The organism is Acinetobacter sp. YH18001 (assembly GCF_013416975.1).
In the GTDB taxonomy this organism is placed as follows: domain Bacteria; phylum Pseudomonadota; class Gammaproteobacteria; order Pseudomonadales; family Moraxellaceae; genus Acinetobacter; species Acinetobacter pseudolwoffii.
On the sequence record NZ_VPEU01000039.1, the window covers coordinates 1 to 26,091 of the forward strand.

A 26,091-nucleotide genomic window follows, 5' to 3' on the forward strand; every position below is an offset into this window, starting at 1 on the left:
TTTTGCGAGATTAAAACATTTCCGTGCTATTGCAACTCGATTTGATAAACTGGCACGCAATTATAAATCTATGATTCGTATAGCCTGTATATTTATTTGGTGCAAAGCCAAATGAGGACACACCCTAAATATGCAAGTGAATATTTAATTGAACGGTGACCACTTGTGTAATCCCCCAAATAGGCGTAAATCGGCTCTAAATTAGTTAGCCAGGTTAACTATATGCCTTCTGCCTCTCTTCCATTTCGCGCCTTGTTATTACGTTGTGCACGGTTACTCAGTGATGAAATCAATACGATTTTATTATCTTCACAGTTAAATTATTCCTTATGGCAAGTGCTGTATGTGATTCAGACGCATCAGCAATGTACCCTGATGAATATTTCTCATTATTTGAACGTATCTAAACCCAGCATCAGTAAACGTATCCAGAATTTAGTGGAACTCGGTCTAATTAGCCAACTCGAAACTGCAGACAAGCGTCAGAAGCTATTCACACTGAGTGAGCAAGGAGTCGAGACTTTTGCCCTGGGTTCCACACAGATTGAGGCATTTGAAAAGCAGTTGCTTGAGCAAATTGCCTCAGATGATATTGAAAGTAGTAAAAATATCTTGATGCAGCTCATTCAGCAGTTACAACCCGCTTCGCAGGATCGACTTTAATGAGCCAAGAACAAACGCCTTTATGGACTCCCAATTTTATTTTGATCAGTCTGGTGAATTTCCAGTTGGTGCTGGTGTTTTATTTGCTGGTGATTGTGATTGTCGGCTACTCGGTAGCAGAATTAGGTGCAACCACGGCACAGGCAGGGCTGGTTTCTGGCTTGTTTATTGTCGGTACCTTATTCGGCCGTCTTATTATCGGGAAACTGCTAAACCGTTTGGGCCTAAAAATTACGCTTGTGGCCGGTCTGACAGGTTTTCTGCTTTTTTCTGGCCTCTATCTGATTCCGGCCAAGCTGGAAATTTTACTGGGCATCCGTCTGATGCACGGTTTTATGATGGGTGTGGCCTCAACGGTATTAGGCACCGTGATTGCCCAGACCATTCCTGCGACTCGACGTGGTGAAGGCATTGGTTATTTTAGTATGAGCAGCACACTTGGCACGGCGATTGGCCCCTTCTTAGGCATCTGGCTAATGTCAAATTTTAACTATCAGGTGATTTTTGTTTTTACCAGTGTAGTCGCACTCAGCTGCCTGATTTGCAGCCTGTTTATTCAGCCGCCACAGATTAAAATAACGAATCCAGTCAATCATATAGAAAATCAATCATCTAGCAGACTGGCGCAATATATTGAACCCAAGGCTTTGCCGATTTCGATGATTGTTCTGATTGTGGCAACCTGCTATTCCGGCGTCTTATCTTTTATTCATTTCTATGCCAAAGAGATTAATTTAGTCGAAACGGCTTCTTTTTTCTTTCTGATGTATGCCATTGCGATTTTGCTTTCACGTCCATTTACCGGCCCGCTAATGGATCGTAAAGGTGAAAACATCATCATCTATCCGGCCATTGTGATTATGGCCTTAGGAATTTTATTACTCAGTCAGGCCCATAATGCTACGATGTTATTGGCCAGCGCCGCACTGCTTGGTTTTGGCTTTGGTAATCTCCAGTCCGTCTGTCAGACCATTGCGGTAAAAAGTACCAGTTTGCAGCGTATGGGGCTGGCGACTTCAACCTTCTTTATTGCGCTAGATGCAGGTTTGGGTTTTGGACCTTATTTCCTCGGCATGCTTCTGGATCAGATCGGTTATCGTCAGCTTTACCTGTACTCTGCTGTACTGACCATCAGCTGTCTGATCTGGTATTACCTGTTGCATGGCCGTAAAGCGGGGGAAATACAACCTTCTTATTAAACACTTCTAAAAGCGACGGCTAAAGCGGCGCCGATATTCCAACGGCGTCAAGCCAGTTTTTCTATGAAATAAACGGCGAAATGAACTTGGGTCCTGATAACCAATATTTTGCATGATCACATCCACCGCCTGATCGGTTTCTTCCAGACGTTTGCGTGCAGCTTCAATCCGGATCGCTTGCAGATACTGATTCGGCGGCAAGTCCAGTGCCTGTTTAAAATGGCGAATCAAGGTACGCGTGGTGACATTAAAACGTGTTGCGATATCATCCAAGCTAAAAGACTCATGAAAATGCTGCTCCAGCCAGTTCTGGACATTTTGCACCAGTTCATCATGATGCGGTTGTCCAATCTTGAGTAAGGAATAAGACAGCTGGCTATCGCGTCGATAATCAATCACAAAAGATTTGGCCGATTGCATGGCCACCTCAAAGCCATAAAAACGTTCAATCAGATGCAAACCTAAGTCGAACCAGGCCAGGCCACCACCCGCGCAATAGATATTCTGGTCGCGGCTAATCATCAGATCGGCATTCAATTTGACCTGCGGATAATACGTCCGGAAAATATCTTGAAAGCCCCAATGCGTCGTTGCCACGCGATTATCTAAAATACCGGCTTCTGCCAGAAAGAAATTTCCGGTGCAATTTCCAGCAATTAAGGTCGAATCTGCATGAGCAGATTTTAGAAACCGGATCAGCTCAGGGTTTTGTTGCAATACATCCTGAATCGGTGCAGCTATAGTTGGCACCACCACAATATCTGCAGTTTGAATCTCTTGATAGGAACAATGTGCCTGTAATTCCAGACCATTAATACAACGAATCGGTTGTCCATCCGGACTGGCAATACTGACTTTAAACAGGCGCTGTACATCCTGCTGCTGAATGCGGTTCCAGCTCACACCGGCCATGGCAAATAAATCGACGACACCGGTAATGGCAGAAGCCAGAGCGCCATCAAAACCCAAAACTACAACTCGCTGCATCTTGATCTCATTGTCATTTTTTACCTGTTTGATGTCATTATTGACAATCCTGCTAAATAAAAGCAACTGTTAGTCTTGGCGCTATCTCAAGGATTTTACATTCAGGACAGTACCGTGACCCAGCTAATAAATGATAAAGATCTTAATTTTCTACTTTATGATGTCTTCAAACTTGAAGCTCTGACAAAACTGGAACGTTATCAGGAGCATGATAAAAATACCTTTGACAGTATTTTAGATACAGCCAAGGGTATCGCGACCGATTACTTTGCCCCGCATAATGCCAAAGCCGATCAGCATGAACCGAGCTTTGATGGGAAGCAGGTCAAAACCATTGCTGAAGTCAAAACGGCGTGGCAGCAGTTTGCCGAGGCCGGCCTGCTCTGTGCCCAGCATGATTATGAACATGGCGGTATGCAACTCCCGACTTTATTAAATATGGCCTGCAATGCCTATTTTATGGCGGCCAATCCTTCAACTGTTGCCTATTCTTTTCTGACTGCGGCGGCGGCAAATCTGATTCAAGCCTTTGCTTCACCGGAACAAAAACAGCTATTTTTACCGCATATGTTGAGCGGCCGCTTTGCCGGCACTATGGCCATGACCGAGCCGAATGTCGGTTCTTCTCTGGGTGATCTAACGACCAAAGCTATTCCTCTGGCAGATGGAACTTATAACATTAAAGGCCAGAAAATGTTTATTTCTGGTGGTGATCAGGATATTACCGAAAATATTATTCATCTGGTTCTGGCGCGGATTCAGGATGCACCGCAAGGGGTCAAAGGTATTTCCCTGTTCATTGTGCCGAAATTTAAAACCAATCCAGATGGCTCTATAGGTGAATCCAATGATGTACAGCTGGCTGGTTTACTGCACAAAATGGGTTATAGAGGAACGACTTCAACGGTTTTAAGCTTTGGCGAAAATGATGCTTGCTTAGGCTATTTGATTGGTGAAGCAGGTCATGGCTTAAAATATATGTTTAAAATGATGAATGAGGCGCGTGTCGGCGTAGGCTTGGGCGCAGCCATGATTGGCTATCGCGGTTATCTGGAATCCTTAAACTATGCCAAAAACCGTCCGCAAGGTCGTCTTGCACATGAAAAATCGCCTGATTCCAAACCGGTCAATATTATTGAGCATAGTGATGTCAAACGTATGCTGCTGGCACAAAAAGCTTATGTCGAAGGATCACTGGCCCTGTGTTTATTTGCGGCGCGTCTGATTGATGAACATCAGGCAGCACATGATGAGGACAGTGCCCTCTTGCTTGATCTGATCACTCCAGTGGTCAAATCCTTCCCTTCAGCCTATGGCCCAAAAGCCAATGATCTGGCGATTCAGGTTTTGGGCGGCGCGGGTTATACCCGTGATTATCCGGTCGAACAATGCTACCGCGATAACCGCCTCAATCCGATTCATGAAGGCACGTATGGTATTCAGTCCCTGGATTTGCTTGGGCGTAAACTCTGGCAGCACAATGGCAAGGGACTCAGCCTGTTGATGCAACGCATCCAGCATACGTTGTCTGAGATTCAGAATCCCAAGTTAGTCGCACTGGCAGAAAGCTTTCAACAACATCTGGCTACCGTGCAAAAAACCACCCAGGTTTTAGGTCAGGCTCTGCATCAAGGCCAAATCAATGAAGCATTAGCCAACTCTGGGCTTTATTTAGACATGATGGGAAAAACCATGATTGCCTGGCTCTGCTTAGACATGGCGCAGCAGGCACAACTTAAATTTGGCAATTCCGATCAAAAAGAAGATCAGGACTTTTTGGCGGGCAAGTTTCAGGCAGCCCAATATTTTATCCGTTGGGAATTGCCTGAAATTGAACATCAGGCCAAGTTACTGATGAACTTTGATGATAGCTGCAGGAATATGCAAGCTGACTGGTTTTAAGGTTCATAGCTAAATAAAAATGCGCTGTAAGAAGTAATGCTGATCAGTTAAGGAGTTTAGAAACAGACTCTTTAATTTTTAGTCATTCAATGCGGAGTATTAATGTTATAAATCAAATTCTTGTAAATTATTTGTTACTTTGGTTTCGCCCAAAGTAACCAAAGGCATTTGTCATCCGCAAAACTCGTCAGCCACCATCGACTAGTAAATTTGTCGCAGAAACAATCATTTTTAAATGTAGTCCTGCCTCAAACAGTTGCGGATGACTTTTTTATCTATCAGATATAATCATGAATTTGAAAAAGAAAATGCCAGTCAATTCCTTAACTGACTGGCATTAGCTGTAAGAAGCGCATTTTTTATTTAAAACTAGGTTTATGCTTCAGTACTTAAAATAAGTCCAAACTTTTTAAAAATTTTCTCACGTTTGCCTGGATGAATATTGGCCTTAGTCAGGTCACCCTGATAATGCTGATAGACCCGTTGGTCCATCATTTTGTACCATAACGGCGGAATTAAAGCCGGAATCAACATGGTGGCATAACCACTGGGTAATTCGGGTGCTTCATCAAAATGTCGCAGTGCCTGAAATGGGCGGCTTGGAAAGGCATGATGGTCTGAATGGCGCTGCAACTGGTACAAAAACAGATTGGTCACAATATTGTTATTATTCCAGCTATGTTCAGGCAAGGTCCGTTCATAACTGCCATCATCTTTTTCTGTGCGTTTCAAACCATAATGTTCAATATAATTGACGATTTCAAACAGAGTTACCCCATAAAAGGCCTGAGTCAGTGTATAAGGAATGAGCTTTTTACCATAAGCACTTAGCATCAAGGCATGGTAGCCTGCACTCATCGCCCAGCCATGAAACAGTTCATTTTCCTTGCTTAAAAATTTCAATCCTTTACGTTCCAGACGTTTCTTTTCAATCTGGATCGCTGACTTTAATCCGCCAAACACAGTGCGTGGCCAGAAACGGTAAAAAGACTCGCCCATTTGTGAAGATGCTGGATCTTCTGGCGTTGCCACCCGTTTATGATGCCCATAAGGATGTTCAATACGGAAATGATTATAGGCCAAAGGCATCAGGCTGGCATGCGACCAGTAATGGTCTTTTTTCTGCGGACGATGACTCAGTTCATGTGCCGTATTGACCGCAATGCCGTTAATCGCACCCATGGAAACTCCCAATAAGAGCTGATCCAGTATCGATACATTTGGACGTGTCACCACATAGCCGGCAAAAGCGTTGGCTGCCATTTGCAAGGGAATAAAGGCTTTTACAATCCGGTCATAATACGGATCTTTGACCAGCGCCTGAATCTGTTCGTCATTCGGATTGTTGGCATCATCGCCAATCAGGGCATCCAGAGTCGGAATAATCACATGCAATAATAAAGGCCCGCCCAAAGCAAAGACTTTTTTAGTCGCTTTGGGGCCAAAATGATAACCGGCCAAAATTCCCATTCCGATCACAGGCAAACCTGGGCTGAGCAACCAGCCAAAACGTTTTTTATCCAGCTTTACACCTTTTAGTGCTGACGCTTCCTGCGTAAACTGCGCTTTCTGGATTTGTGCAGGGGCATTCATTGCGAGCTTCCTTTTTTATGTTACTCTGCACTTATAGTTGAATATTTCAGCAACAGCGAACAGTATTCAACGTCCAGAAAACCTATGTCAGCGTCTTTGGCACATGCAGCCAAATTCTGGCCTAAAATCAAAAAGTTAAAAAATTTATAGTCAATTAAGTGAAATAAATAGAAGAATAGAGTTAGGCATGGATGCTTTGAGTAAAATTTTTGATGATATTCATTTGGCAAAATCTGAATATCTTTATCTGAATGTGTTTCATCCGAGCGGCTTTGACTATCAGCATGAGCCTTTTATGCTGGCTTATATCCTGTTACAGGGACAGGCGCAATTAAGGTTCATGAATGGTGATCGGCTCGAGCTGCAACAAGGTGATCTGGTACTCTTACCCGCAGGTTCTGCCCATCGCATTTCTTGCCCCGGCAGTGCCGATTTTTCTGAGCATCGTTCAATTAATGCTTATTTCCAGACCCATGCACAGCAATGTGTTGATCTTAATCGGGAGAGTTCAGCAGCACACAGCTTCATGCTCACCCTTCGTTCCAGTCTGGATATGCAGATGGCAAAACCTCTACTAAGTGCCTTACCTAAATACCTGCATATTCAGCATATTCTGGGCGACACCGCACCGGAATGGTTACAGGTCGGTTTGCAGTTTCTGGCGCTGGAAACCCAGCAGATGCGGCCGGGACGTGACAAGATTCTGGATCATCTGGTCAGTATTTTACTGATTGAATGTGTGCGGGATTATATTTTAAATCTGGAAAATGCCTCGAGCTGGCTGAATGCGCTCTCGCATCCGGAACTGTCCAATGCACTGGCTGCAATTCATGGCAAACCTGAGCAGTTCTGGACCGTAGAAAGTCTGGCTGAGCAATGTCATATGTCACGTTCCAAATTTGCCCAGCTCTTTACCCAGATTGTTGGTGAGCCGCCACTGGCTTATTTACAACAGCATCGCCTGCGACTGGCGGCACAATATTTGCGAAATAGCGGATTCAGCATTCAGCAAATTGCTTATTTGGTCGGTTATTCATCCGAGACAGCCTTCAGTCAAAGTTTTAAAAAACAGTTTGAACAGACGCCCACCCAGTACCGGCTGAATTGTTAGAACAATAACGTCAAATTACTGGATTAGCGCGAGCACGGCTTTGACCGGGTCTTCGCTATTACCAGACAATAGCTGCTTATGCATGGTGATATGCTGCATCACCTGAATTTGTGCAGTTTCAATATTCATTAGTTTTTCAATTTCAGCCGCCAGCTTTTCAGGCGTAGCATCGGCTTGAATCAGCTCCTGAATGACTTTTTTGCCGGCAATGATATTTGGTAGCGAATAATAAGGAATTTTGATGAGAAATTTCACCACATGATAAGTCAACCAATTCAGCTTATAGAAAGTCACCATCGGACGATGTAATAACATCGCTTCCAATGTCGCAGTACCTGACGCCAGCGCAATAATATTGGATGCATTCATGACCTGACGGCCGATTTTTGACTCGGTACCGCTGTTTTCCATTAAGCGGATTTGAATCTTTAGACTTTCAGGATAAGTCACCAGCAAGCGTTCTATCTGTTGCTTGCGCGCCTCATTAATTGCCGGAATCAGGAAAGTATAGTCCGGATATTTCTGATGCAGAATCTTGGCTGCATCCAGAACCAAAGGCCCCAAACGTTCAATCTCACCGCGGCGACTTCCCGGTAATAGTGCAATATGCTTCTGATTCGGATCAAGATTCAGTTCTTGTTTAGCATCGATAATCGGATTTTCAAGCGGCAACTGACTGGCCAGAGGATGACCCACAAAAGCGGCTGGCACATCCCATTTTTTAAAGAAGGTTTTTTCGAATGGGAATAAACACAGCACCAGATCAATGTTGGCCTTAATACCATGCACACGTCCCTGACGCCATGCCCAGACCGAAGGACTGACATATTGCACGGTCTTAATCGGCAACTGTTTTTGTTTAATGGTTTTCGACAGGCGCAGGTTAAAATCAGGTGCATCTATACCAATAAAAATATCGACAGGGTTTTTAGTCCAAGTTTCGACCAGCCCATCACGTACAGCAAAGAGTTTTTTAATATCCTTGAGAACTTCAACAATGCCCATCACCGATAAAACATCCATCGGATAATAGCTTTTAAAGCCTTCTGCGATCATTTGTGGACCACCGATGCCTTCAAATTCGGCATCAATCCCTTGCTCACGAAAACAGCGAATCAACTTTGCGCCAAGCGTATCTCCAGAGACCTCACCGACCACGATTCCAATTTTTAGTTTTCGATTTAGCAAGTGAGTTCCCTCTCAGATCCGTATTGAACTGTATTTAATCGTAATTCTAACATAAAGCTGGGTTTATGCCTGAATAAGCAGTGAGCATCTTATATTTTAAGAAAGGTATGCTTTAGAATTACTTAGCCTACTCTTAATCTTCCCTGATGATTTTTTCTATTGAAGTGGTTTTCCTGATTCATCTTCATTTTCAGGCAGATCAAAGTGTCCTTTAAAATAAGTGACCGGTCTTTCACGTTATTTTCTATAGCGAGGATGAACATGAAACTTCATTTAATTTTAAGCCCAGTGCTTTATCTTTTTTATGCATAAGTAAATCAATAATCAAGACAACGACTTATATCCAAAAGTCATAAGATATCCACGTTTTTTGATTTTGGCATATATGCATGTTTGGTCCGATTGAGTTTATTTTAGCAGGTGTGTTGGTAGGTTTTTGTGTTGGAGTAACCGGTGTCGGTGGTGGCTCATTGATGACACCCATTCTGATCAGCCTATTCCGGATTGAACCCCACATTGCAATTGGTACGGATCTGCTCTATGCCGCGATTTCAAAATTCTGCGGTTCTTTTGTGCATGCCAAAAAAATGAATATTGTCTGGCCAATTGTGATCTGGCTGGCAGTAGGCAGTATTCCAGCATCTTTTGCCACGCATTGGGTACTCGACAACTATTTAAGCCAATCGACACATTACAAGGCCGTCCTGACCATGGTATTGGGCTTTATGCTGACCATTACCGGCTTGTCTATTCTGTTTCGCACCCAGATCGAAAATCTTTTCAACAAATACCGAAAACAAGAACTGCCAGATATGACGCAGGATCTGGAAAAAGTAAAACTGCAAGCCAAGGAAAAGCGCATCGCCATCATGATTATGGGCGTTATCTTGGGTATTTTTGTCACCTTATCTTCAGTCGGTGCAGGTGCATTTGGCATCATGGCTTTAGTGGTGATGTTTCCGAATCTGCCGATGATTCGTATCATTGGCTCAGACGTGGTGCATGCGGTGTTACTGACGCTGGTTGCAGGCTTGGGGCATATGTCATCAGGCAATGTCGATTTCATGCTGCTCATGTGGTTATTGGTGGGTTCTATTCCAGCGATTATTGTCGGCACTTTACTCAGTTCACGGATGCCAGAAAAACTGATTCGCAAAATTTTAGGCATTACCTTATTTGGGCTCGGCCTGAATTTCATGCTTAACCCTGTAAAATCAAAACCGGCTCAACCTGCCGAAACAGCGATGGTCGTCATGAGCCAGAATTCCCAGTCCGTTTAATTTAACTATGCGATTCATCACTTTTTTTTCAAAGAAGTATTCATCTTTTTTATAACAAAGTGACGCATCATTCATGTTATATTCGGGCTATTAAACAACCTTTTCTATGATCGAACCAGTGACGGCAATGAATACACAACAGTCAAATCCCATTTCAGCATCAGATATTGATGACGTGAATATCCACAGCATGATTCCTTTGGTAACCCCTGCTGAGCTTAAAGCAGAATTACCTTTGACTGAAACTGCTTATCAAACCGTACTGCATGGTCGTGAAACGATTCGTAAAATCCTGGATGGTGAAGACAAACGCCTGTTCGTTGTCATCGGCCCCTGTTCTATTCATGATCCTGCGGCTGCACACGAATATGCTGAACGCTTAAAAGTGTTAAGCGAAAAAGTTAAAGACAGCTTATACATCGTGATGCGGGTTTATTTTGAAAAACCACGTACCACAGTGGGCTGGAAAGGCCTGATCAACGATCCGGATATGAACGACTCGTTCAATATCGAAAAAGGTCTGCGTATCGGTCGTAAGCTGTTACTTGAACTGAATGAAATAGGTTTACCATGTGCCACTGAAGCACTTGATCCGAACTCACCGCAGTATTATCAAGACCTGATTTCATGGTCTGCAATTGGTGCACGTACGACTGAAAGCCAGACGCATCGTGAAATGTCTTCAGGTCTGTCTTCACCAGTCGGCTTTAAAAACGGGACGGACGGCGGTTTAACCGTGGCAACCAATGCGATGCAATCGGTCAAACATGGTCACAGCTTCCTCGGTCTAAATGATCAAGGTCAGGTGGCTGTGATTCGTACTTCAGGTAACCCTTATGCTCACGTGGTACTACGTGGCGGTAATGGCAAACCGAACTACGATGCAGGCTCAGTGGCAGATGCAGAAGCGGCGTTGGCCAAGGCCAAAGTCAGCACCAAGATCATGATTGATGCCAGCCACGCCAACTCAAACAAAGACCCGTACCTGCAACCACTTGTACTTAAAAACATTTCAGAACAAATTCTTGATGGAAACAAGTCAATTGTTGGTATTATGGTAGAAAGTCATCTTAAAGGCGGTCGTCAGGACATTCCTACGAACCTTTGTGATATGGAGTATGGCCAATCAGTCACTGATGGCTGTATCGACTGGGAAACGACTGAAAAAGTCTTACTCGACATGCATGAGGCATTAAAAGATACTTTAGCTAATCGTTAAATGATCTGACAAACGCCATCGCCAAGATGGCGTTTGCATTTCTGAACAAGGAAATTTTATCTGATGAATCATATTGAAACAGCATTAAGCCAGATTGATAATTTTCAGTTTATACATGACCATTTATTTACATCCGGTCAACCGACAACTGAGCAGCTGCAGCTGATTAAAGAATACGGTGTGTCTACGGTCATCAATGTGGCATTAACAGATAACGACCAATATCTGCCACATGAAGATAAAATTTGCCTTGAGCTGGGCCTGAACTATATCCAGTTACCGATTTCATGGGAAACCCCTTCAGACAATCAATGTTTACTGGTACTCGAGCTGATCAATCACCTGATTAAGGAACAGATGGTCTGGGTACACTGTTCACAAAACTATCATGTCAGCTGTCTGATGTATTTATATCGTCAATACTATATGGACGTGGATCTTCCTACGGCGCATGAACATTTGCATCAAATCTGGGAACCGAATGAAACCTGGACAGGTCTCATGCATGCAGTTGCCCTACAGCTGCAAGGCCGTAAAGCAACCCAGGAACTGGAACGATCCCTGATTAATCCAAATTATTTTGTCTGAGCCTATTTATTATGGCTCAACAGCACGGTTGCCATAGATAAAATACCTTCCTGACGACCGGTAAAACCGAGCTGCTCAGTGGTAGTGGCTTTAATACTGATTTGAGTGACATCGACATTGAGCACATCTGCGATACTTTGACGCATGGCCAGATTGTGTTTGGCCAGTTTCGGACGTTCACAGGCGACCGTAATATCGGCATTGTTCAGCTGATAGCCACGATCCAGAATTAACTGATAAACATGCTTCAACAATACACGGCTGTCCGCACCTTTAAAGTTCGGATCTGTATCCGGGAAATGCTGGCCAATATCTCCCAGCGCCAATGCACCTAACAAAGCATCACATAGTGCATGCAGAATCACATCACCATCCGAATGTGCTTTCAGACCGTGCGTATGCGGAATTTGAATGCCTGCCAAAGTAACAAAATCACCTTCTTCAAATGCATGCACATCCAGACCCTGACCAATACGAATTTGTGCGATCACCTTATACATCCTTTAGAAATAGCCCATTGAAATCTTGTACACTTGCTTTCTATTTCGCTATAGTTAGACCAAGCGTAACACAGTGAAAGTATAAGCGATCATGCTACTGAAAACTGATATAAATATGTTGAAAATAATTGGCCTGATGCTCGGCCTGGGGATGATATCTGCGGGTAGTTCAGCGAACCCACTCGACTGTAACAACGACAGCAAAAAAACAGCGGCCATGAATAAAGTCTGCTCAGTAGCGCTGTCCGAAGCTCGGGAAAAACTCGCTGACCAATACTTGACCGCTTTTTTAATTACTGATGCCCCCGTTCGCTTATTGCAAGACACCCAACAGTTATGGGCAAATCGGTTACAGCAATGCAAAACCCTAGATTGTTTTAAACAGCAGTTTGAATGGCGCCTCGATGATTTAAATATCTATATTTCACTGAATCAAAGCCTAACTCAGCATTATATTAAGTTCGAGCAGGGACAAATGGCCAAACAGCCTGTGCATATCAAGATTCATCAACTGACTAAAGACCGCATCAAGATTGAAGGTCTGGCCTATCGCAATCCCAATAACCGGGCCGAAACGCAGACTGTTCCATTTTTAGCCTACACCACGCCTGCAGCAAAAGAACAGATCATGGATAATGAAAATGACTGCCGCTATGAGTTTAACTATAGTAAAGCGATTCTAGCCGTCAACACTCAGCAAAAAGGTTGTGAACGTTTTACTGGGGTTTATCGCTTATATGATTGATTCAATTTAAAAAATATTAAACACTTAACCTTATATAAAATGAGAAATTTGATGTAAAAAATAGCCCGCATGCTGGCTATCAATTTAAGCAGGATAGTATTGAGCAATTTCCTTGCTAATCAGTGCAGCCGTCGCAGCCGACAAGGTCCAGCCCAGATGACCATGGCCGGTATTATAAAATACCCGCTCATGTTTACCACGGCGCACCACAGGCATCATATTTGGCATCATCGGGCGTAAACCTGCCCAAGGTACGACATGCTCGGTACACAGATCAAAGTTACGATTGCTCCAGTCAATCAGTGGTTGAATCCGGTCTGCACGAATATCCCGGTTATAGCCATTAAACTCGGCGGTTCCTGCGACTCGTAAACGATCCTTACCCAGACGTGACAAGACAATTTTGGCACTTTCATCCAACAAGCTGACCCATGGTGCATTGTTTTGGCTCTGTTCATCATTCAGCTGCACGGTAATTGAATAGCCTTTGACCGGATAAACATTGACTCGTTCCCCTAAAATCTCGGCCAATTGATAACTGCCCACACCCGCACACACCACAATGGCATCTGCATTAATTTCCAGAATGTCATCTGTAGAATGATGTACATTTTCAGTACTGGGTTTGCATTTCACCCGAATATGTTGAGCCTGATGATCGACGGCAAAGACATCTTGGCCAAATTCAAATTTCACGCCTTTTTGCATGCAAGCTTTGGCCAGTCCTGTACTGAATTTATGAATATCTCCGGTCGCATCGCTCTGGCAGTAAAATCCGGCATAGTAATCGCCTGTTAATGCAGGTTCGATCTGCTTGATTTCCGCATTGGAAATGGCATTGCGCTCCAGTCCGCCGCTACACAACAGGTCATTGACCTTGATCGCGACATCGTAATCCGTCTTGTTATGATAAAAATGTAAAATGCCGCGTTTTTCCAGATCAAAATCAATCTGTTCTGTTTGGGCAATTTCATACAAACGTGCTCTGGCCAATAAAGCCAAACGTACAGTCTCTCGGGTATTGGCTTCATAATGTTTGATATTTCCCAAAAATTCCATGAGCCAACTATATTTATGCACACTAAAAGAAGGATTGAGCAAAAGTGGTGCAGTTTTTTGAGACATCCATTTGATACCTTTGAGTACCGTAGCTTTCTGGTTCCATACTTCGGCATTACAGGCTGAAAGCTGGCCGCCATTGGCAAAAGAAGTTTCCATGGCCGGATAGAGATGTCGATCTATCACAGTCACCTGATAGCCTGCCAAAGCAAGCTCATACGCTGTGGTTACCCCAGTAATACCCGCCCCAATCACCACGACATGACGCATAGACACCTCCTTGATTATATTGATGTCTTTTCCCATCTGTCATGTGTACCTGAGAGCTTCGGTCGCTGCATTGCACATCAATGCGAGCACCTTCCCCTTCGGTGAGTGATTGAACACTTCTCTCCAGAGTTTTTATCCATTATCACAGTCCTTTTGCCTGAGAGTTTCCTGGGAACTTGCTCCTTCGGCGAATGCAGAAGCATTTCTCTCCTGCAATAATGTTTTATTATCATGAGCAATTTATATACCATTTTATTCAATAAGACAGTTTTTATTTATGTGAGTTCACGTGAATCAATTTGTAATTACTGTTCCGAATTAAACTGAGTTATTGCTGCTGACTGATATTGCCCATCTACCAAATTTTTAGATTTCACTTTTGCTCTATTCAGCGAGATACAACAGATTCTAAACTTTATAAGATTTTAGGATTGATTTGATTTTGGCGCTTAAATAGAACCTTTATTGCTTAGGCTATTTTAATGGTTCAAAGCATAGAGAGTTTAAATTCAGGATTTAGATCTTATATCATCTATTTGAGAATCAAGGAATTTTAAATAATCCAGGAAAGTACCAATATTAAGCTTCCCGCCGCTACGACGGTTTGTACACTAATAATGCTCGCCATTAACTGGCTATCGCCGCCATATACCCGGGTTAACACATAAGACGCTGAGGCGGTAGGTAAGGCAAAGAACAATACCAATACTTGCGTGGTGAATGCATCAATCTGGAAAATTTTACAGACTAAAAATGCAATCAGCGGCATTCCAAACAGGCGACCAAAGGTCATCAGACTGAGTGGCAATACATCTCGCTGAAAGCCCTGAAACTTTAAGGCTGCTCCTACACACATCAGACCGAGTGGCAAACTGCATAGTGCAATCTGTTTAAGAAATTGCTCTGCTCCGGCCCAGAGTGCCAAACCGGAAAGATTAAACACACCACCCACAATACAGCCTAAAATTAATGGATTTTTAGATAAATCCAGAATGATTTTTTTCAGCTGCATATCGTGACTGCGGGTAAATGCCAGCACCGACAAGATATTCACCAAAGGAATACACAACACCATGATCACAGCGAAGATGGTCATGCCCTGCTGATGAAATAAGCTACTGACCGCTGCAAGTCCGATATAGGTATTGAAGCGCAACAAGCCCTGAACATAGACGCCAAAACGCGCATAAGATATCTGGTACATATGGCGCAAGATATACAGTGCGATACTGACCACGATCATGATACTAAATACCACCAGTACCACATCCTGAATCACATTCATCTGAATCTTGGCAGTGGCCAGATTTAAAAATAACATCACTGGAAATAGTGCATAATAATTTAACTTTTCTGCACCGCGCCAAAAGTCTTCACTCAACCATTGCCCATGCTTAAGCAAATAGCCAAAGCTGATCAAGCCAATAAGAGGAAATAAAGAAGTTAAAATAATTTGCAGCATGTGCCATCCTGGTCTGTTTCCTGTCTATTTTTCAATACCCTTTAGACGGTGCACAAAAACTAGCATATTTAGTGGCTGTTTCACTACTTAATTTAAGGGATAAAAAGCTTGAACTTTCATCAACTCATTATATTGATCTGATCATTTTTTCTAAAATCAGTAAATGTAACGGAATCAAAGGCTCTCCGACATTTTGATCTAGTGGATATGCTTCAATTTTTTCAGTCAATAGATAGCCCCGGCGCTCATAATAAGCAATCAATTCTGTACGGACATTCAATACTGACATTCGAATCACTTTCTTCTGATACGTATCAATAATATAAAACTCGGCAAAATCTAGTAACTGCTTTCCATAACCCGAGTTTTGTTGGTCTGGATCAATGGCAAAACTTCCAATTTCGATAGAGTCATCGAATTCAGTCAGCCCAATACAGCCAATGATCTGATCATGATTCTCTAATACAAAAAGCTTAACATTGGTCTGTGCCAAGAGAATCATTACCTGATCACAATTAATCCGTTGACCAGCAACCATCTTATGTTCATGTGTCCAGCCACGATTGGAACGATAAGCTGTATTGATCAATACAACAATGTTCTGGATATCTGTAGTTTTTGCCAAGCGAATATTGTTATTTTTCATTATATAAATATAAAAAAAGCCAGACCGAAGTCTGACTCTAATCGTATCCGCTTCAGATGAAAAGCGAATTATTTTGGTTCAATCGGCTCAAAAGGCGTAACTACATCGGCATTTTGCGCACGATGACGCATAAAGTGATCCATCAGCACAATCGCCAGCATCGCTTCTGCAATTGGTGTCGCACGCACGCCCACGCAAGGATCATGACGGCCTTTGGTCAACACGTCTGTATCTTCACGATCGATATTAATGGTTTTACCCGGAGTAGTGATTGAAGCCGTTGGTTTCAGTGCAATCGCGACACGAATGTCCTGACCACTAGAAATACCGCCTAAAATACCACCGGCATGGTTTGCCAGAAAACCGTCTGTTGTTAACTCATCACGTGTTTCATGACCAAATTGCTCAGCGACGCCAAAACCATCGCCAATTTCAACGCCTTTGACCGCGTTAATCGACATCATGGCATGCGCAATATCTGCATCTAAACGATCGAAGACCGGTTCACCCCAACCCACAGGTACTTTAGACGCAATAATTTCAAGTTTTGCACCGCAGCTGGTGCCTTGTTCACGTAGTGAAGTCACGAGCGCTTCAAAACGTGACACGGCATCCACATCGCCACAGAAGAATGGATTGTTTGGTACTTCATCCCAGTCCAGTTTTTCTGCTTTTTCAGTACCAATTTGTGTGACATGGCCACGAATTTCAATGCCAAATTTCTCTAACAGGAATTTCTTGGCAATGGCACCCGCTGCCACACGCATCGCTGTTTCACGCGCGCTTGAGCGGCCACCACCACGATAATCACGGAAACCGTACTTCTGGGTATAGGTATAGTCTGCATGACCCGGACGGAAAGTTTGCGCGATATTGCCATAATCTTTCGATTTCTGATCCGTATTACGAATCAAGAGCCCGATCGATGTTCCAGTGGTTTTACCCTCAAACACACCAGAAATAATTTCTACTTCATCCGGCTCTTTACGCTGGGTGGCAAATTTCGATGTACCCGGCTTACGACGGTCCAAATCTTTTTGCAAATCGGCTTCACACAGCTCAATACCCGGTGGAACCCCATCAACGATGGCCATCAGGCCCACACCGTGAGATTCACCACAAGTCGTCACACGGAACAGTTGCCCTATACTATTACCTGCCATGTCACACGACTCCTTATGCTTGAATAGACTGAATGAATAAATCGCGGTAAGTACGGCATTGCTGTGCAGTGAGTGCAAAGATACCTGAACCACCTTTCTGGAATTGTAACCAGTAGAAATCGACTGAATTGAAGTTCTGTTTCATCGCCCATTCCGAGTTACCGACTTCAATGACAATAAGACCGTCTTCAGTCAGGTAATCTGCCGCTTGTGCCAACATTTTACGTACAAGATCCAAACCATCCTGACCCGCAGCCAATGCCATTTCAGGTTCGTGATGGAACTCATCGGGAAGATCAGCCATATCTTCTGCATCCACATATGGTGGGTTCGATACGATTAAATCATATTGATTTTCAGCAGGAATTTTTTCGAACAGGTCAGACTCAAGCAAGGCCACATTAAACTGTTGGTTATGATGTTCACAGTTAATTTGTGCTACTTCTAAAGCATCCTTAGATAAATCAGTGGCATCGACTTCGGCTTCCGGAAAAGCATAAGCCAGAGCAATCGCGATACAACCTGAACCTGTACACATATCTAAAATACGGCGAGGCATTTTTGGATCTGGATTTTCAGGTAGATTGTTTACACCTTCACGCGCCTGATAATTTTCATCCAGGCAGTAAGGTGCAAAACGATTTTGAATCAGTTCAGCAATCGGTGAACGTGGAATCAGTACACGCTCATCCACGTAATAAGGTTTATCGTCAAAGTAGGCTAAATTCAATAAATATGAAGTTGGCATACGCTCATTGATACGGCGCTCCAACAATGCTAAAAATTCAGCTTTTTCACTTGGGAGTAATTTTGCCTCGAGAATTTCAGCATCCGCTTTCCATTCCAATGACATGCTTTGTAATACCAATGCTGAACTTTCAGCAAAATAATCTTCTGTACCTTGGCCTAAGTGCGCATCATATTGACGTAATGCTGTCACACCAAAGCGGATAAAATCACGAATTGTGCTTAGGTTTTCAGCGGCTTCCTGAATATGTTCAGGGCTAATAGTCGGTCGATCCACGTAGGGCGTCTCCAAGGTCATTTTTTTAAACGCCTTATGATACCTTGTTTTGCCTGCTTTTATAATGCTAAAAGTATGAAAAACACGAATTCTCTAGGCTCATAAAAATGATAAAATTCGTGTTTTTTTACCCAATCCTCAACCTGTCATTCTAGTTTTTTCAGAACAAGTTCAGACGATTCAAGCTATGTCTCATGTGGTGATTTATCGTGAACCTGGTGCATAAGAGCGGGATTGATAAAGATTTGCCTGATCCATAATCAAGGCCAGCATACATTGACCTTGTTGCTGTTTGGCATATTTCCCAGACACTCTTAAATTACATTGCTGCGACAGTTTACGTTCCCAAAGCACATGCTGACTGCGGATGGCCGCGGTCTGATTCGGATTCAGCTTTAGATAATTTTTATAGCTTTTCTTCAGACGTTTGTTATGTAGTTTCAGCTCTTTCTTTAGGCATTTCTCTGCTTTAGCGGTATTACCATAACTAAAGTTCATACACTGCGAATATTCCTTGGAATATCCTACAGCAGCCTGAGTCTGAACTGCACTACCCGCAAAAACTGCAACCAAAAACCATGCAAGACGCATAAAATCCCCTTTACCTAAACTGGTATAATTCCAATAAATGTTTAACAATCAATATTGTTTAAATTATCCATGAATATTAACGCAGTCCTTGCAAAAATCCTATGTATTTCTCCGGCAGCAAATTAAACAGTTGTGCAATTGAAAACGGGCCTATCACCCACATATAATCCGAATTAAATCTTCAAACGAGCCCGGTCCTATGAGCTATAAGCACAATAATCTTATGGCGATGCGCCAAAATTACTGGAATGACCAGGTTTCCGGTCAGGTGCAGCAAGAAAAGGTATTTTTGCAGTCAACTTTAATCCAGCATGGTGTATTTAGGAGTGCCACACTGGACGATGCCAAATATCTGTTTTTTGGTTTGCCGAGTATTGTGATTGTAAAAGGCTATGCTTTGGGCTTTATGCACGACAGTGTCCAGCACCTGATTCATCAACATATTCAAACAAATAAACAACAGTTACAACAACGATCTGAATTAAAAATCCAATTTCAAATGGCATAATGCCCTGTCTAAACTGATACAGGCTGGTGAATAAATGAAAGCTTGCCTAGCTTTTACTATGAATTCAGCGGCTTAAACTTTTTTAATACGTGCAGAAGCGCTAATATCCCCTACAATGATTTATTCTGCTTCATGCTGATGATGAAAGGATTGAGTTTACATGTCAGATCAGAACGATAAGCTTAAACAACTGAAAACCTCCTCTATGGATCGACGCTTATCGATCGCAAAGGCATCCTTGCTGGCAGGCACGCGTTGGGCGGCTTCCAGTGCAGGCTCCATATTTTCGAGTGAAGAAGAAAAAGAAAAGAAACGTAAAAAGGCCATGAAAGAGCAGGCGGATTATCTGGTTGCAGAAATTGGTAAGCTCAAAGGTTCAATCGTTAAAATCGGCCAGATGATGGCGCTGTATGGCGAACACTTTTTGCCAGAAGAAGTCACACAGGCTTTAAATACGCTCAACAACCAGACCGTGGCACTGGCTTGGCCAGCGATCAAGACACAATTACAGCAGCAGCTCGGTGCAAAGCTGAATGATCTCACCATTGATCATGAGCCTTTGGGCACTGCATCTTTAGCCCAAGTCCATCGCGCCACCCGCAAATCTGATGGCATGGAACTGGTCTTAAAAATTCAGTATCCCGGTGTGGCAGAAGCCATTGATTCGGATATGAGCCTGTTTAAAAACATGCTCAAACTGACGCGTCTGGTGCCGCAAACCCGCGAGTTTGACCAGTGGTTCGATGAAGTCCGTGAGATGATGCATCGTGAAGTGGACTATCAGATTGAAGCAGATACCACACGGCGTTTTGCTGCACGTTTAAAAGACGATCCGCGCTATATCGTGCCGACGATTATTGATGAGTATAGCTCTGATCGCGTGCTGTGCATGACTTTCGAACGCGGTGTGCCGATCAATAGCCCAGTAATGTTGTCTCTGCCACAAGAACGCCGCAACCAGTTGGGTGAAGCATCGTTAGAAATTGCCGTACGTGAAATTTTTGAATGGGGTGAAATGCAGACCGATCCGAACTTTGGGAATTATCTGGTTCGTCTGGGCAATGGCGAAGATATTCCTGACAAGATTGTCCTGCTCGACTTTGGTGCCATCCGTCAGTTTGACCAGCATTTGCTCAGCGTCGCGCGAAATCTGATTCAGGCCGGTTATCATCACGACTCAGACATGATGGTCAAAGCCATGACCGGTTATGAGTTTTTTGATTCAATTCCGCAAAGCATCAAGCCGGATATGGCCAAGGTCTTTTTACTGGCCACTGAGGCTTTTAGCTCACCATTGAATAATCAGGAGCTGCCAGCTAATGTGATGGATCAACATAATCGTTATGACTGGAAAAAAAGCCAATTGCATAGCCGTGTCATGCAACAGGCTTCAAGATCTATGGCTTCGCGTTATTTCAGTGTTCCACCCAAGGAATTTATGTTTATTAGTCGTAAATTCATCGGTGCATATACCTTTATGACCGTGATTGATGCCAAAACCAATGTGCGTGCCATGATCAAAAATTACCTTTGATACCCTAATAGACGCTACATAGAAACCCGGATGATTTTGTCATCCGGGTCAATTTTTATTCAAAAATAATTTTCTCTTTTCTTGTTTTTAATTATATTTTCATAAACTTAGCTTACCATCTATTAACTTTTAATAACTTAAAAATTGTCAATCATTCATGTCAGCGATGACATGGTTTTTTCTTGGCGTGCATGTCAGCATGAATAAAATAACGTGACAACACCCATAGGATAATCAAAATGAATAATATGGTGAACAAAGCTCAAGGATTTGGCTTGTCCATGCTGACCAAAATTGCGGGTAGCGAAATATTAGATCAATTAAAGCTGCGTAAATTTATAGAAAAATCCCTGTATCAAAGTTCCAAAGCAGGATTTAAAACCCTGAGTCAAACCCAGAAAATCCTGAAATCTGGCCAGAACATTCAAAAACAGCGTCTCCCCCCTCAATCTAAAGCACTGTTTGATCTAAACCTGTCTGTAGAACAGCAACTGACCTGCGATGCGATGCAGAAATTTGCTCAAGAGGTACTTTATCCATTGGCGCATGCTGCCGATCAGCAGGAAATATTTCCGTATGAACTGTGGCAATATAACACCGATCTCGGTCTGAATTTCTATGCCTTGCCCGAAGCTTTAGGGGGTATCGCCTGCGAACAGAATATTGTCAGTAATATTTTAATTGCACAACATTTGGCTCGCGGGGATTTCAGTTTGACTGCCGGTTTACTGTCTAGCTTTAGTGTGATCAATGCCATTACCCGCTGGGGTTCAGAGCAGATTCAGGCAAAATATCTTGGTGCTTTCGCAGAAAATCCAGAGCTGAAAGCAAGCTTTGCGGTACAGGAAGAAACCGCCGCATTTAATCCGTATCAACTAAAAACTCAAGCGATTGCTCATCAGGCGCATTATCTGATTAGCGGTGAAAAGACCTTGGTCATGCTCGGAGAAAATGCGGATCTTTATCTGGTCAGTGCCGATCTAGACGGAACACCTGAGGTCTTTGTGGTACAACGTGACCATAGCATTACTGCAAAAAAATCCCCTGCCATGGGTCTAAAAGCAACTGAAAGCGTCACACTTCAATTTAAAAATACACCAGCGCAGCGTTTGGGTGATGATGATTTCGATTATCATACTTTCGTTGATTTAGGCAATTTGATGTGGTGTGCCATGGCCGTCGGCACTTGTGAAGCCGTGAAAAAATACTGCATACAATATGCCAATGAACGGACTGCCTTTGGCGAGCCCATTTCCCATCGTCAGAGTGTCGCTTTTATGATTGCCGATATGGCGATTGAAATTGATGCCATGCAGATGCTGATTTTCAATGCTGCCAGTCTGGCTGAATCCGGCCAACCTTTTCATCGTGAAGCTTATCTGGCACGTTTACTCTGCGCAGAAAAATCCATGAAAATCGGTACAGATGGCGTGCAGATTTTGGGTGGTCATGGCTTTACAAAAGAACACCCGGTCGAACGATGGTATCGAGACCTCAGAGCCACTGCGATTGTTCATTCTGGCCTACATGCCTGATCGGAGAATAAAGAGAACTATCATGAATCTACAAAATCCAAAAAAATTCAGACTCCTGATTGATCAAGCGCATGAAGTTGCACTCAATGTACTCCGCCCTATTTCGCGTAAATACGATAAGGCTGAACACACTTATCCTAAAGAGCTGGATATGCTGGCCTCCATCGTAGATGGTATGAACCAAGGCAGTGAAGGTATGAATGCGGGCGCAGCAGTGAATAAACGGGGCGAGACCGACAGCAGCAATAAAAATGGTATTAATATGTCTACTGCCCTGAGTATTATTGAAATGTGTTATGGCGATACGGGTTTATTGCTGTCTATGCCACGTCAAGGTTTAGGAAATTCAGCTATTGCAGCGGTGGCAAATGAAGAACAGCGACAACGTTTTCATGGGACTTGGGCAGCCATGGCGATTACCGAACCTGGTTTCGGCTCAGATTCCGCTGCAATTCGCACCACTGCGACCAAAGATGGTGATGACTATATTTTAAATGGTGAGAAGATTTTTGTGACCTCTGGGGAACGTGCTGATGCGGTCGTAGTCTGGGCAACATTAGATAAAAAACTGGGACGATCGGCAATTAAATCATTTGTGGTGACCAAAGGTACGCCCGGAATGAAGGTTGAGCGCCTGGAACATAAGTTAGGAATTAAAGCTTCGGATACTGCCACGATTCACCTGATCAATTGTCGAATACCTGCGGCAAACTTGCTCGGTTATGCAGAAATCGATGTTGCAAAGGGCTTTGCCGGTGTAATGGAAACCTTTGATAATACTCGGCCATTGGTCGCTGCCATGGCAATTGGCTGTGCCAAAGCCTCGCTGGAACGTATCAAGGAAATTTTTAAGGATCAACTGGATTCCAGTTATGCCACGCCCTATTTACAAAGCTCCAATATCGCTGCACAAATATATCGCATGGAAGCAGAATGGGAAGCTGCACGCTTGCTGATGCTCAAAGCGGCGTGGATGGCAGATAATCATAAACCGAATTCACGTGAAGCATCTATTGCAAAGGCCAAAGCTGGACGTATGGGGAATGAAATCGCCTTAAAATGTGTAGAATTGGCAGCTGCGGTAGGCTATAACGAAACTGAACTGTTAGAAAAATGGGCACGTGATTCCAAGATTCTGGATATTTTTGAAGGTACCCAGCAGATTCAGCAACTGATTATCGCCCGACGCGAACTGGGTAAATCTTCGAGTGAGCTAAAATAAAACTTTATCGAAGGAAAATTGAACGAAAAAGATGGCTTTTTTAAAGTTTTCGGACTATAAAAATTCCATCTTCTTTTATGTCATGTGCTATGTATTCTATTCGTCCCATTCAGCCTCAAGATAATGCTCAAATTGCCAAGATTATTCGTGACGTTTCCATGGAGTTTGGTCTGGCAGCGGAGTCCGGTTTCGCTGTAGGTGATTCAATCCTGGATCACCTGTATGACGTATATCAACAGCCAAATTCTGCCTATTGGGTCATTGTTGATGAACAGGATCAGGTCTATGGCGGTGGTGGTATTGCTCCACTACAAGGTGATCACAATATTTTAGAAATACAGAAAATGTATTTCCTACCAGCCATTCGTAGATATGGCTTTGCAAAACAGATTTTGAATTTGGCCTTTGATTTTGCCCGACAACATAAATTTGAACGGATTTATCTCGAGACTACCAAAAATCTTTGGCAAGCGGTGAAGCTGTACGAGAACTTAGGTTTTGAGCATCTGGATCGGCCTGAAGGCGACACTGGCCATAGTCAAGCCTGTGAAGTCTGGATGCTTAAAAACCTAGCCTAATCGATGTCGATCCTCATCTTATCCATAACACCAAGAAAAGCCTTAAATAAATATCTATTCCAACCGGCTTTTCTTTAATCATCTCTTCATAAATCATCCATGATTCAAGTAGATCTACTTTGACTTTGTAAACAAATCATATAATTTCTTGACGATTTTTATACATCTTCCTAAGATCAGTTTAATTTTAAAAATACATGGAAGCTGAAAGTTGTTAGGCAAATTTTCTGTTAGAAAAAACTTATTATTACCAGTATTCAATAGCACAATTTTTAAAATTGGGCTGCTTGGTCTAAGTACCGTGTTATTTAGTGCCTGTTCTTCTCTCGGCGGCAATTCTTTAGAAAAACGTTCTGCTCAACTGTCTAAAGGAATTCAGACAGCCTACGGTGTTCCAGCAACCACAGCAACTCGCGTTTCACCTTTGATTATTCAGAATGCAGAAAAAAATCGTCTGGATCCATTACTTGTAGCAGCCGTAATTCGTCAGGAGTCAACTTATCGTAGCCAGGTGGCTTCACATGCTGGAGCTGTTGGCCTCATGCAAATTATGCCAAGATATTGGCAAGCGACTTGTGGTGATGATTTATATAATGAAGCTATAAATATTTCATGTGGTAGCCATATTCTTTCTCGTTATCATGAATCCAGTGGTAGCTTAGAAAAAGCACTGGGCTATTATAATGTAGGTCCGACTGCCTATGAGAAAAACCGTAAAATGCGTAAGCAAGGCAAACGTTATGCACAACAAGTGAAACAGCATAAAAAAGATCTGAAGAATGTAATTTAATTTATCTTTAACATAATGCTTGAATCAGTTTAAAACTCCTGAAATTAAACTGATTCATCTTTTATCGGCTATATTGATTCGGCTTTGTTGTATAAAGGTTTGAAAGGCTGAACTCCTCTAAGTAATCCAAATTTAAGAGACAACTTGGGTATGCGGGCGACCTAATTCTGTGAATTTATTCAAAACCGCTACGCGTGCGTGGATCTCATTTACCTGACTCGGAAAGCTCCTTGCTGTTAATTTATCGCCTAATAATTTAATGCAATGCATTTTGGTTTCCACCAAACTTCGACGGTGATAATCAGACCACTTTTTCCAAAGGGACCTACCTAGCCGTTTGACTGTCTTTAATAATTCGTTCCGCTCTAGAGACCTCGCTTGTTGATCTTTCCAAGGCTTTGCATTCTTCCTAGGTGGAATGATCGCATATGCATCTCGATCTAAAATGACTTCTCGGCAGTGCTTTGTGTCATAAGCACCATCTGTATAAACAGAATCAATTTTTTCATCCAAGGAAATTTGAGCAAGTAAATCTTCGAGTACTTGTGAGTCGCTGACATCATTTGTGGTGAGTTGTACTGCACGTATTTGCAGGGTTTTAGCATCTTGAACCGTACCGGGTTTGTCGGAGACTTTTTTATTTAAGTTAGGCCACCTGACCTAACGGATTAATCTTATCATAGTACATTGCTTCAAACTCAAAAGGCGATACATAACCCAGTGCACTGTGTACA

The 26,091-nt window shown here is 43.0% G+C and carries 24 protein-coding genes, 2 pseudogenes and 1 riboswitch; of the genes and pseudogenes, 15 read left to right on the top strand and 11 right to left on the bottom strand.

Features of this window, described 5'->3' with window-relative positions:
- The 3 genes and pseudogenes from FTV48_RS11380 to FTV48_RS11390 form a co-directional block, all read left to right on the top strand.
- A pseudogene (locus tag FTV48_RS11380) lies at window positions 1–115 on the top strand (IS5/IS1182 family transposase); the annotation flags it as partial.
- Between the two features lie 107 nt (window positions 116–222).
- Window positions 223–663: a MarR family winged helix-turn-helix transcriptional regulator gene (locus tag FTV48_RS11385; protein WP_159138084.1), complete on the top strand. Its 441-nt coding sequence runs from the start codon at window positions 223–225 to the stop codon at window positions 661–663.
- The gene (locus FTV48_RS11390) at window positions 663–1,862 is read left to right on the top strand and encodes an MFS transporter (RefSeq protein ID WP_005097026.1); all 1,200 of its coding nucleotides are present in this window, start codon (window positions 663–665) and stop codon (window positions 1,860–1,862) included. Before FTV48_RS11385 ends, FTV48_RS11390 begins: the two co-directional genes overlap by 1 nt.
- A gap of 6 nt (window positions 1,863–1,868) precedes the next feature.
- On the opposite strand, the gene FTV48_RS11395 is transcribed toward FTV48_RS11390, so the two are convergent.
- Window positions 1,869–2,849: a GlxA family transcriptional regulator gene (locus tag FTV48_RS11395; RefSeq protein ID WP_180000397.1), complete on the bottom strand. Its 981-nt coding sequence runs from the start codon at window positions 2,847–2,849 to the stop codon at window positions 1,869–1,871.
- A 114-nt stretch (window positions 2,850–2,963) separates the two neighbouring features.
- Here FTV48_RS11395 and FTV48_RS11400 point away from each other — a divergent pair, with 114 nt between their 5' ends.
- Window positions 2,964–4,751 (top strand): acyl-CoA dehydrogenase, encoded by a 1,788-nt coding sequence (locus tag FTV48_RS11400; protein ID WP_180000399.1) that lies wholly within the window; start codon window positions 2,964–2,966, stop codon window positions 4,749–4,751.
- A 375-nt stretch (window positions 4,752–5,126) separates the two neighbouring features.
- On the opposite strand, the gene FTV48_RS11405 is transcribed toward FTV48_RS11400, so the two are convergent.
- On the bottom strand, window positions 5,127–6,344 hold the full coding sequence (locus tag FTV48_RS11405; RefSeq protein ID WP_005170714.1) for an alkane 1-monooxygenase: 1,218 nt from the start codon (window positions 6,342–6,344) through the stop codon (window positions 5,127–5,129).
- Window positions 6,345–6,531: 187 nt separating this feature from the next.
- On the opposite strand from FTV48_RS11405, the gene FTV48_RS11410 reads away from it, so the two are divergent.
- Complete coding sequence (locus FTV48_RS11410; protein WP_180000401.1) at window positions 6,532–7,455, top strand: AraC family transcriptional regulator; 924 nt, start codon at window positions 6,532–6,534, stop codon at window positions 7,453–7,455.
- Between the two features lie 15 nt (window positions 7,456–7,470).
- Here FTV48_RS11410 and lpxB read toward each other — a convergent pair whose 3' ends face one another.
- Window positions 7,471–8,643, bottom strand: a complete 1,173-nt coding sequence (lpxB, locus tag FTV48_RS11415) for a lipid-A-disaccharide synthase (protein WP_005097031.1) — start codon at window positions 8,641–8,643, stop codon at window positions 7,471–7,473.
- Window positions 8,644–9,032: 389 nt separating this feature from the next.
- Between lpxB and FTV48_RS11420 the strand changes: the two genes are divergently transcribed.
- The 3 genes from FTV48_RS11420 to FTV48_RS11430 all read left to right on the top strand — a co-directional run bounded on the left by FTV48_RS11420 (window position 9,033) and on the right by FTV48_RS11430 (window position 11,730).
- Window positions 9,033–9,923 carry a sulfite exporter TauE/SafE family protein gene (locus FTV48_RS11420; RefSeq protein ID WP_005097034.1) on the top strand — a complete coding sequence of 297 codons (891 nt, stop codon included), beginning with the start codon at window positions 9,033–9,035 and terminating at the stop codon, window positions 9,921–9,923.
- Window positions 9,924–10,050: 127 nt separating this feature from the next.
- Window positions 10,051–11,142 carry a 3-deoxy-7-phosphoheptulonate synthase gene (locus tag FTV48_RS11425; RefSeq protein ID WP_180000403.1) on the top strand — a complete coding sequence of 364 codons (1,092 nt, stop codon included), beginning with the start codon at window positions 10,051–10,053 and terminating at the stop codon, window positions 11,140–11,142.
- Window positions 11,143–11,205: 63 nt separating this feature from the next.
- Window positions 11,206–11,730, top strand: a complete 525-nt coding sequence (locus tag FTV48_RS11430; RefSeq protein WP_180000405.1) for a protein tyrosine phosphatase family protein — start codon at window positions 11,206–11,208, stop codon at window positions 11,728–11,730.
- A 2-nt stretch (window positions 11,731–11,732) separates the two neighbouring features.
- Here FTV48_RS11430 and ispF read toward each other — a convergent pair whose 3' ends face one another.
- Window positions 11,733–12,221 carry a 2-C-methyl-D-erythritol 2,4-cyclodiphosphate synthase gene (gene ispF, locus FTV48_RS11435; protein WP_180000407.1) on the bottom strand — a complete coding sequence of 163 codons (489 nt, stop codon included), beginning with the start codon at window positions 12,219–12,221 and terminating at the stop codon, window positions 11,733–11,735.
- Between the two features lie 100 nt (window positions 12,222–12,321).
- On the opposite strand from ispF, the gene FTV48_RS11440 reads away from it, so the two are divergent.
- The gene (locus FTV48_RS11440; protein ID WP_005097039.1) at window positions 12,322–12,975 is read left to right on the top strand and encodes a hypothetical protein; all 654 of its coding nucleotides are present in this window, start codon (window positions 12,322–12,324) and stop codon (window positions 12,973–12,975) included.
- A gap of 84 nt (window positions 12,976–13,059) precedes the next feature.
- Here FTV48_RS11440 and FTV48_RS11445 read toward each other — a convergent pair whose 3' ends face one another.
- The 6 genes from FTV48_RS11445 to FTV48_RS11470 all read right to left on the bottom strand — a co-directional run bounded on the left by FTV48_RS11445 (window position 13,060) and on the right by FTV48_RS11470 (window position 19,190).
- On the bottom strand, window positions 13,060–14,304 hold the full coding sequence (locus FTV48_RS11445; protein ID WP_180000409.1) for a D-amino acid dehydrogenase: 1,245 nt from the start codon (window positions 14,302–14,304) through the stop codon (window positions 13,060–13,062).
- A 135-nt stretch (window positions 14,305–14,439) separates the two neighbouring features.
- A riboswitch (glycine riboswitch) is annotated at window positions 14,440–14,527 on the bottom strand.
- A 330-nt stretch (window positions 14,528–14,857) separates the two neighbouring features.
- The gene (locus tag FTV48_RS11450) at window positions 14,858–15,766 is read right to left on the bottom strand and encodes an AEC family transporter (protein ID WP_074382720.1); all 909 of its coding nucleotides are present in this window, start codon (window positions 15,764–15,766) and stop codon (window positions 14,858–14,860) included.
- Window positions 15,767–15,893: 127 nt separating this feature from the next.
- Entirely contained in the window at window positions 15,894–16,412 is a 519-nt protein-coding gene (locus FTV48_RS11455; protein WP_180000410.1) for a GNAT family N-acetyltransferase, read from the bottom strand.
- Window positions 16,413–16,480: 68 nt separating this feature from the next.
- Entirely contained in the window at window positions 16,481–17,575 is a 1,095-nt protein-coding gene (gene aroC / locus FTV48_RS11460; protein WP_005170683.1) for a chorismate synthase, read from the bottom strand.
- Window positions 17,576–17,588: 13 nt separating this feature from the next.
- On the bottom strand, window positions 17,589–18,599 hold the full coding sequence (prmB, locus tag FTV48_RS11465; protein ID WP_100328972.1) for a 50S ribosomal protein L3 N(5)-glutamine methyltransferase: 1,011 nt from the start codon (window positions 18,597–18,599) through the stop codon (window positions 17,589–17,591).
- Window positions 18,600–18,803: 204 nt separating this feature from the next.
- The gene (locus FTV48_RS11470) at window positions 18,804–19,190 is read right to left on the bottom strand and encodes a hypothetical protein (protein ID WP_005097047.1); all 387 of its coding nucleotides are present in this window, start codon (window positions 19,188–19,190) and stop codon (window positions 18,804–18,806) included.
- Between the two features lie 199 nt (window positions 19,191–19,389).
- Here FTV48_RS11470 and FTV48_RS11475 point away from each other — a divergent pair, with 199 nt between their 5' ends.
- From FTV48_RS11475 to FTV48_RS11500, 6 genes are all read left to right on the top strand, one after another.
- Complete coding sequence (locus FTV48_RS11475) at window positions 19,390–19,698, top strand: hypothetical protein (protein WP_100328566.1); 309 nt, start codon at window positions 19,390–19,392, stop codon at window positions 19,696–19,698.
- Window positions 19,699–19,858: 160 nt separating this feature from the next.
- The gene (locus FTV48_RS11480) at window positions 19,859–21,232 is read left to right on the top strand and encodes an AarF/ABC1/UbiB kinase family protein (RefSeq protein WP_180000412.1); all 1,374 of its coding nucleotides are present in this window, start codon (window positions 19,859–19,861) and stop codon (window positions 21,230–21,232) included.
- Between the two features lie 239 nt (window positions 21,233–21,471).
- Window positions 21,472–22,767: an acyl-CoA dehydrogenase family protein gene (locus FTV48_RS11485; RefSeq protein WP_074382715.1), complete on the top strand. Its 1,296-nt coding sequence runs from the start codon at window positions 21,472–21,474 to the stop codon at window positions 22,765–22,767.
- A gap of 22 nt (window positions 22,768–22,789) precedes the next feature.
- Complete coding sequence (locus FTV48_RS11490) at window positions 22,790–23,989, top strand: acyl-CoA dehydrogenase family protein (RefSeq protein WP_100357641.1); 1,200 nt, start codon at window positions 22,790–22,792, stop codon at window positions 23,987–23,989.
- Window positions 23,990–24,078: 89 nt separating this feature from the next.
- Entirely contained in the window at window positions 24,079–24,567 is a 489-nt protein-coding gene (locus FTV48_RS11495) for a GNAT family N-acetyltransferase (protein WP_100328563.1), read from the top strand.
- A 211-nt stretch (window positions 24,568–24,778) separates the two neighbouring features.
- Window positions 24,779–25,357, top strand: a complete 579-nt coding sequence (locus FTV48_RS11500) for a transglycosylase SLT domain-containing protein (RefSeq protein ID WP_005097055.1) — start codon at window positions 24,779–24,781, stop codon at window positions 25,355–25,357.
- A gap of 132 nt (window positions 25,358–25,489) precedes the next feature.
- On the opposite strand, the pseudogene FTV48_RS11505 reads toward FTV48_RS11500, so the two are convergent.
- Window positions 25,490–25,963 (bottom strand): annotated as a pseudogene (locus FTV48_RS11505) (IS5 family transposase); the annotation flags it as partial.
- Window positions 25,964–26,091: the final 128 nt, after the last annotated feature.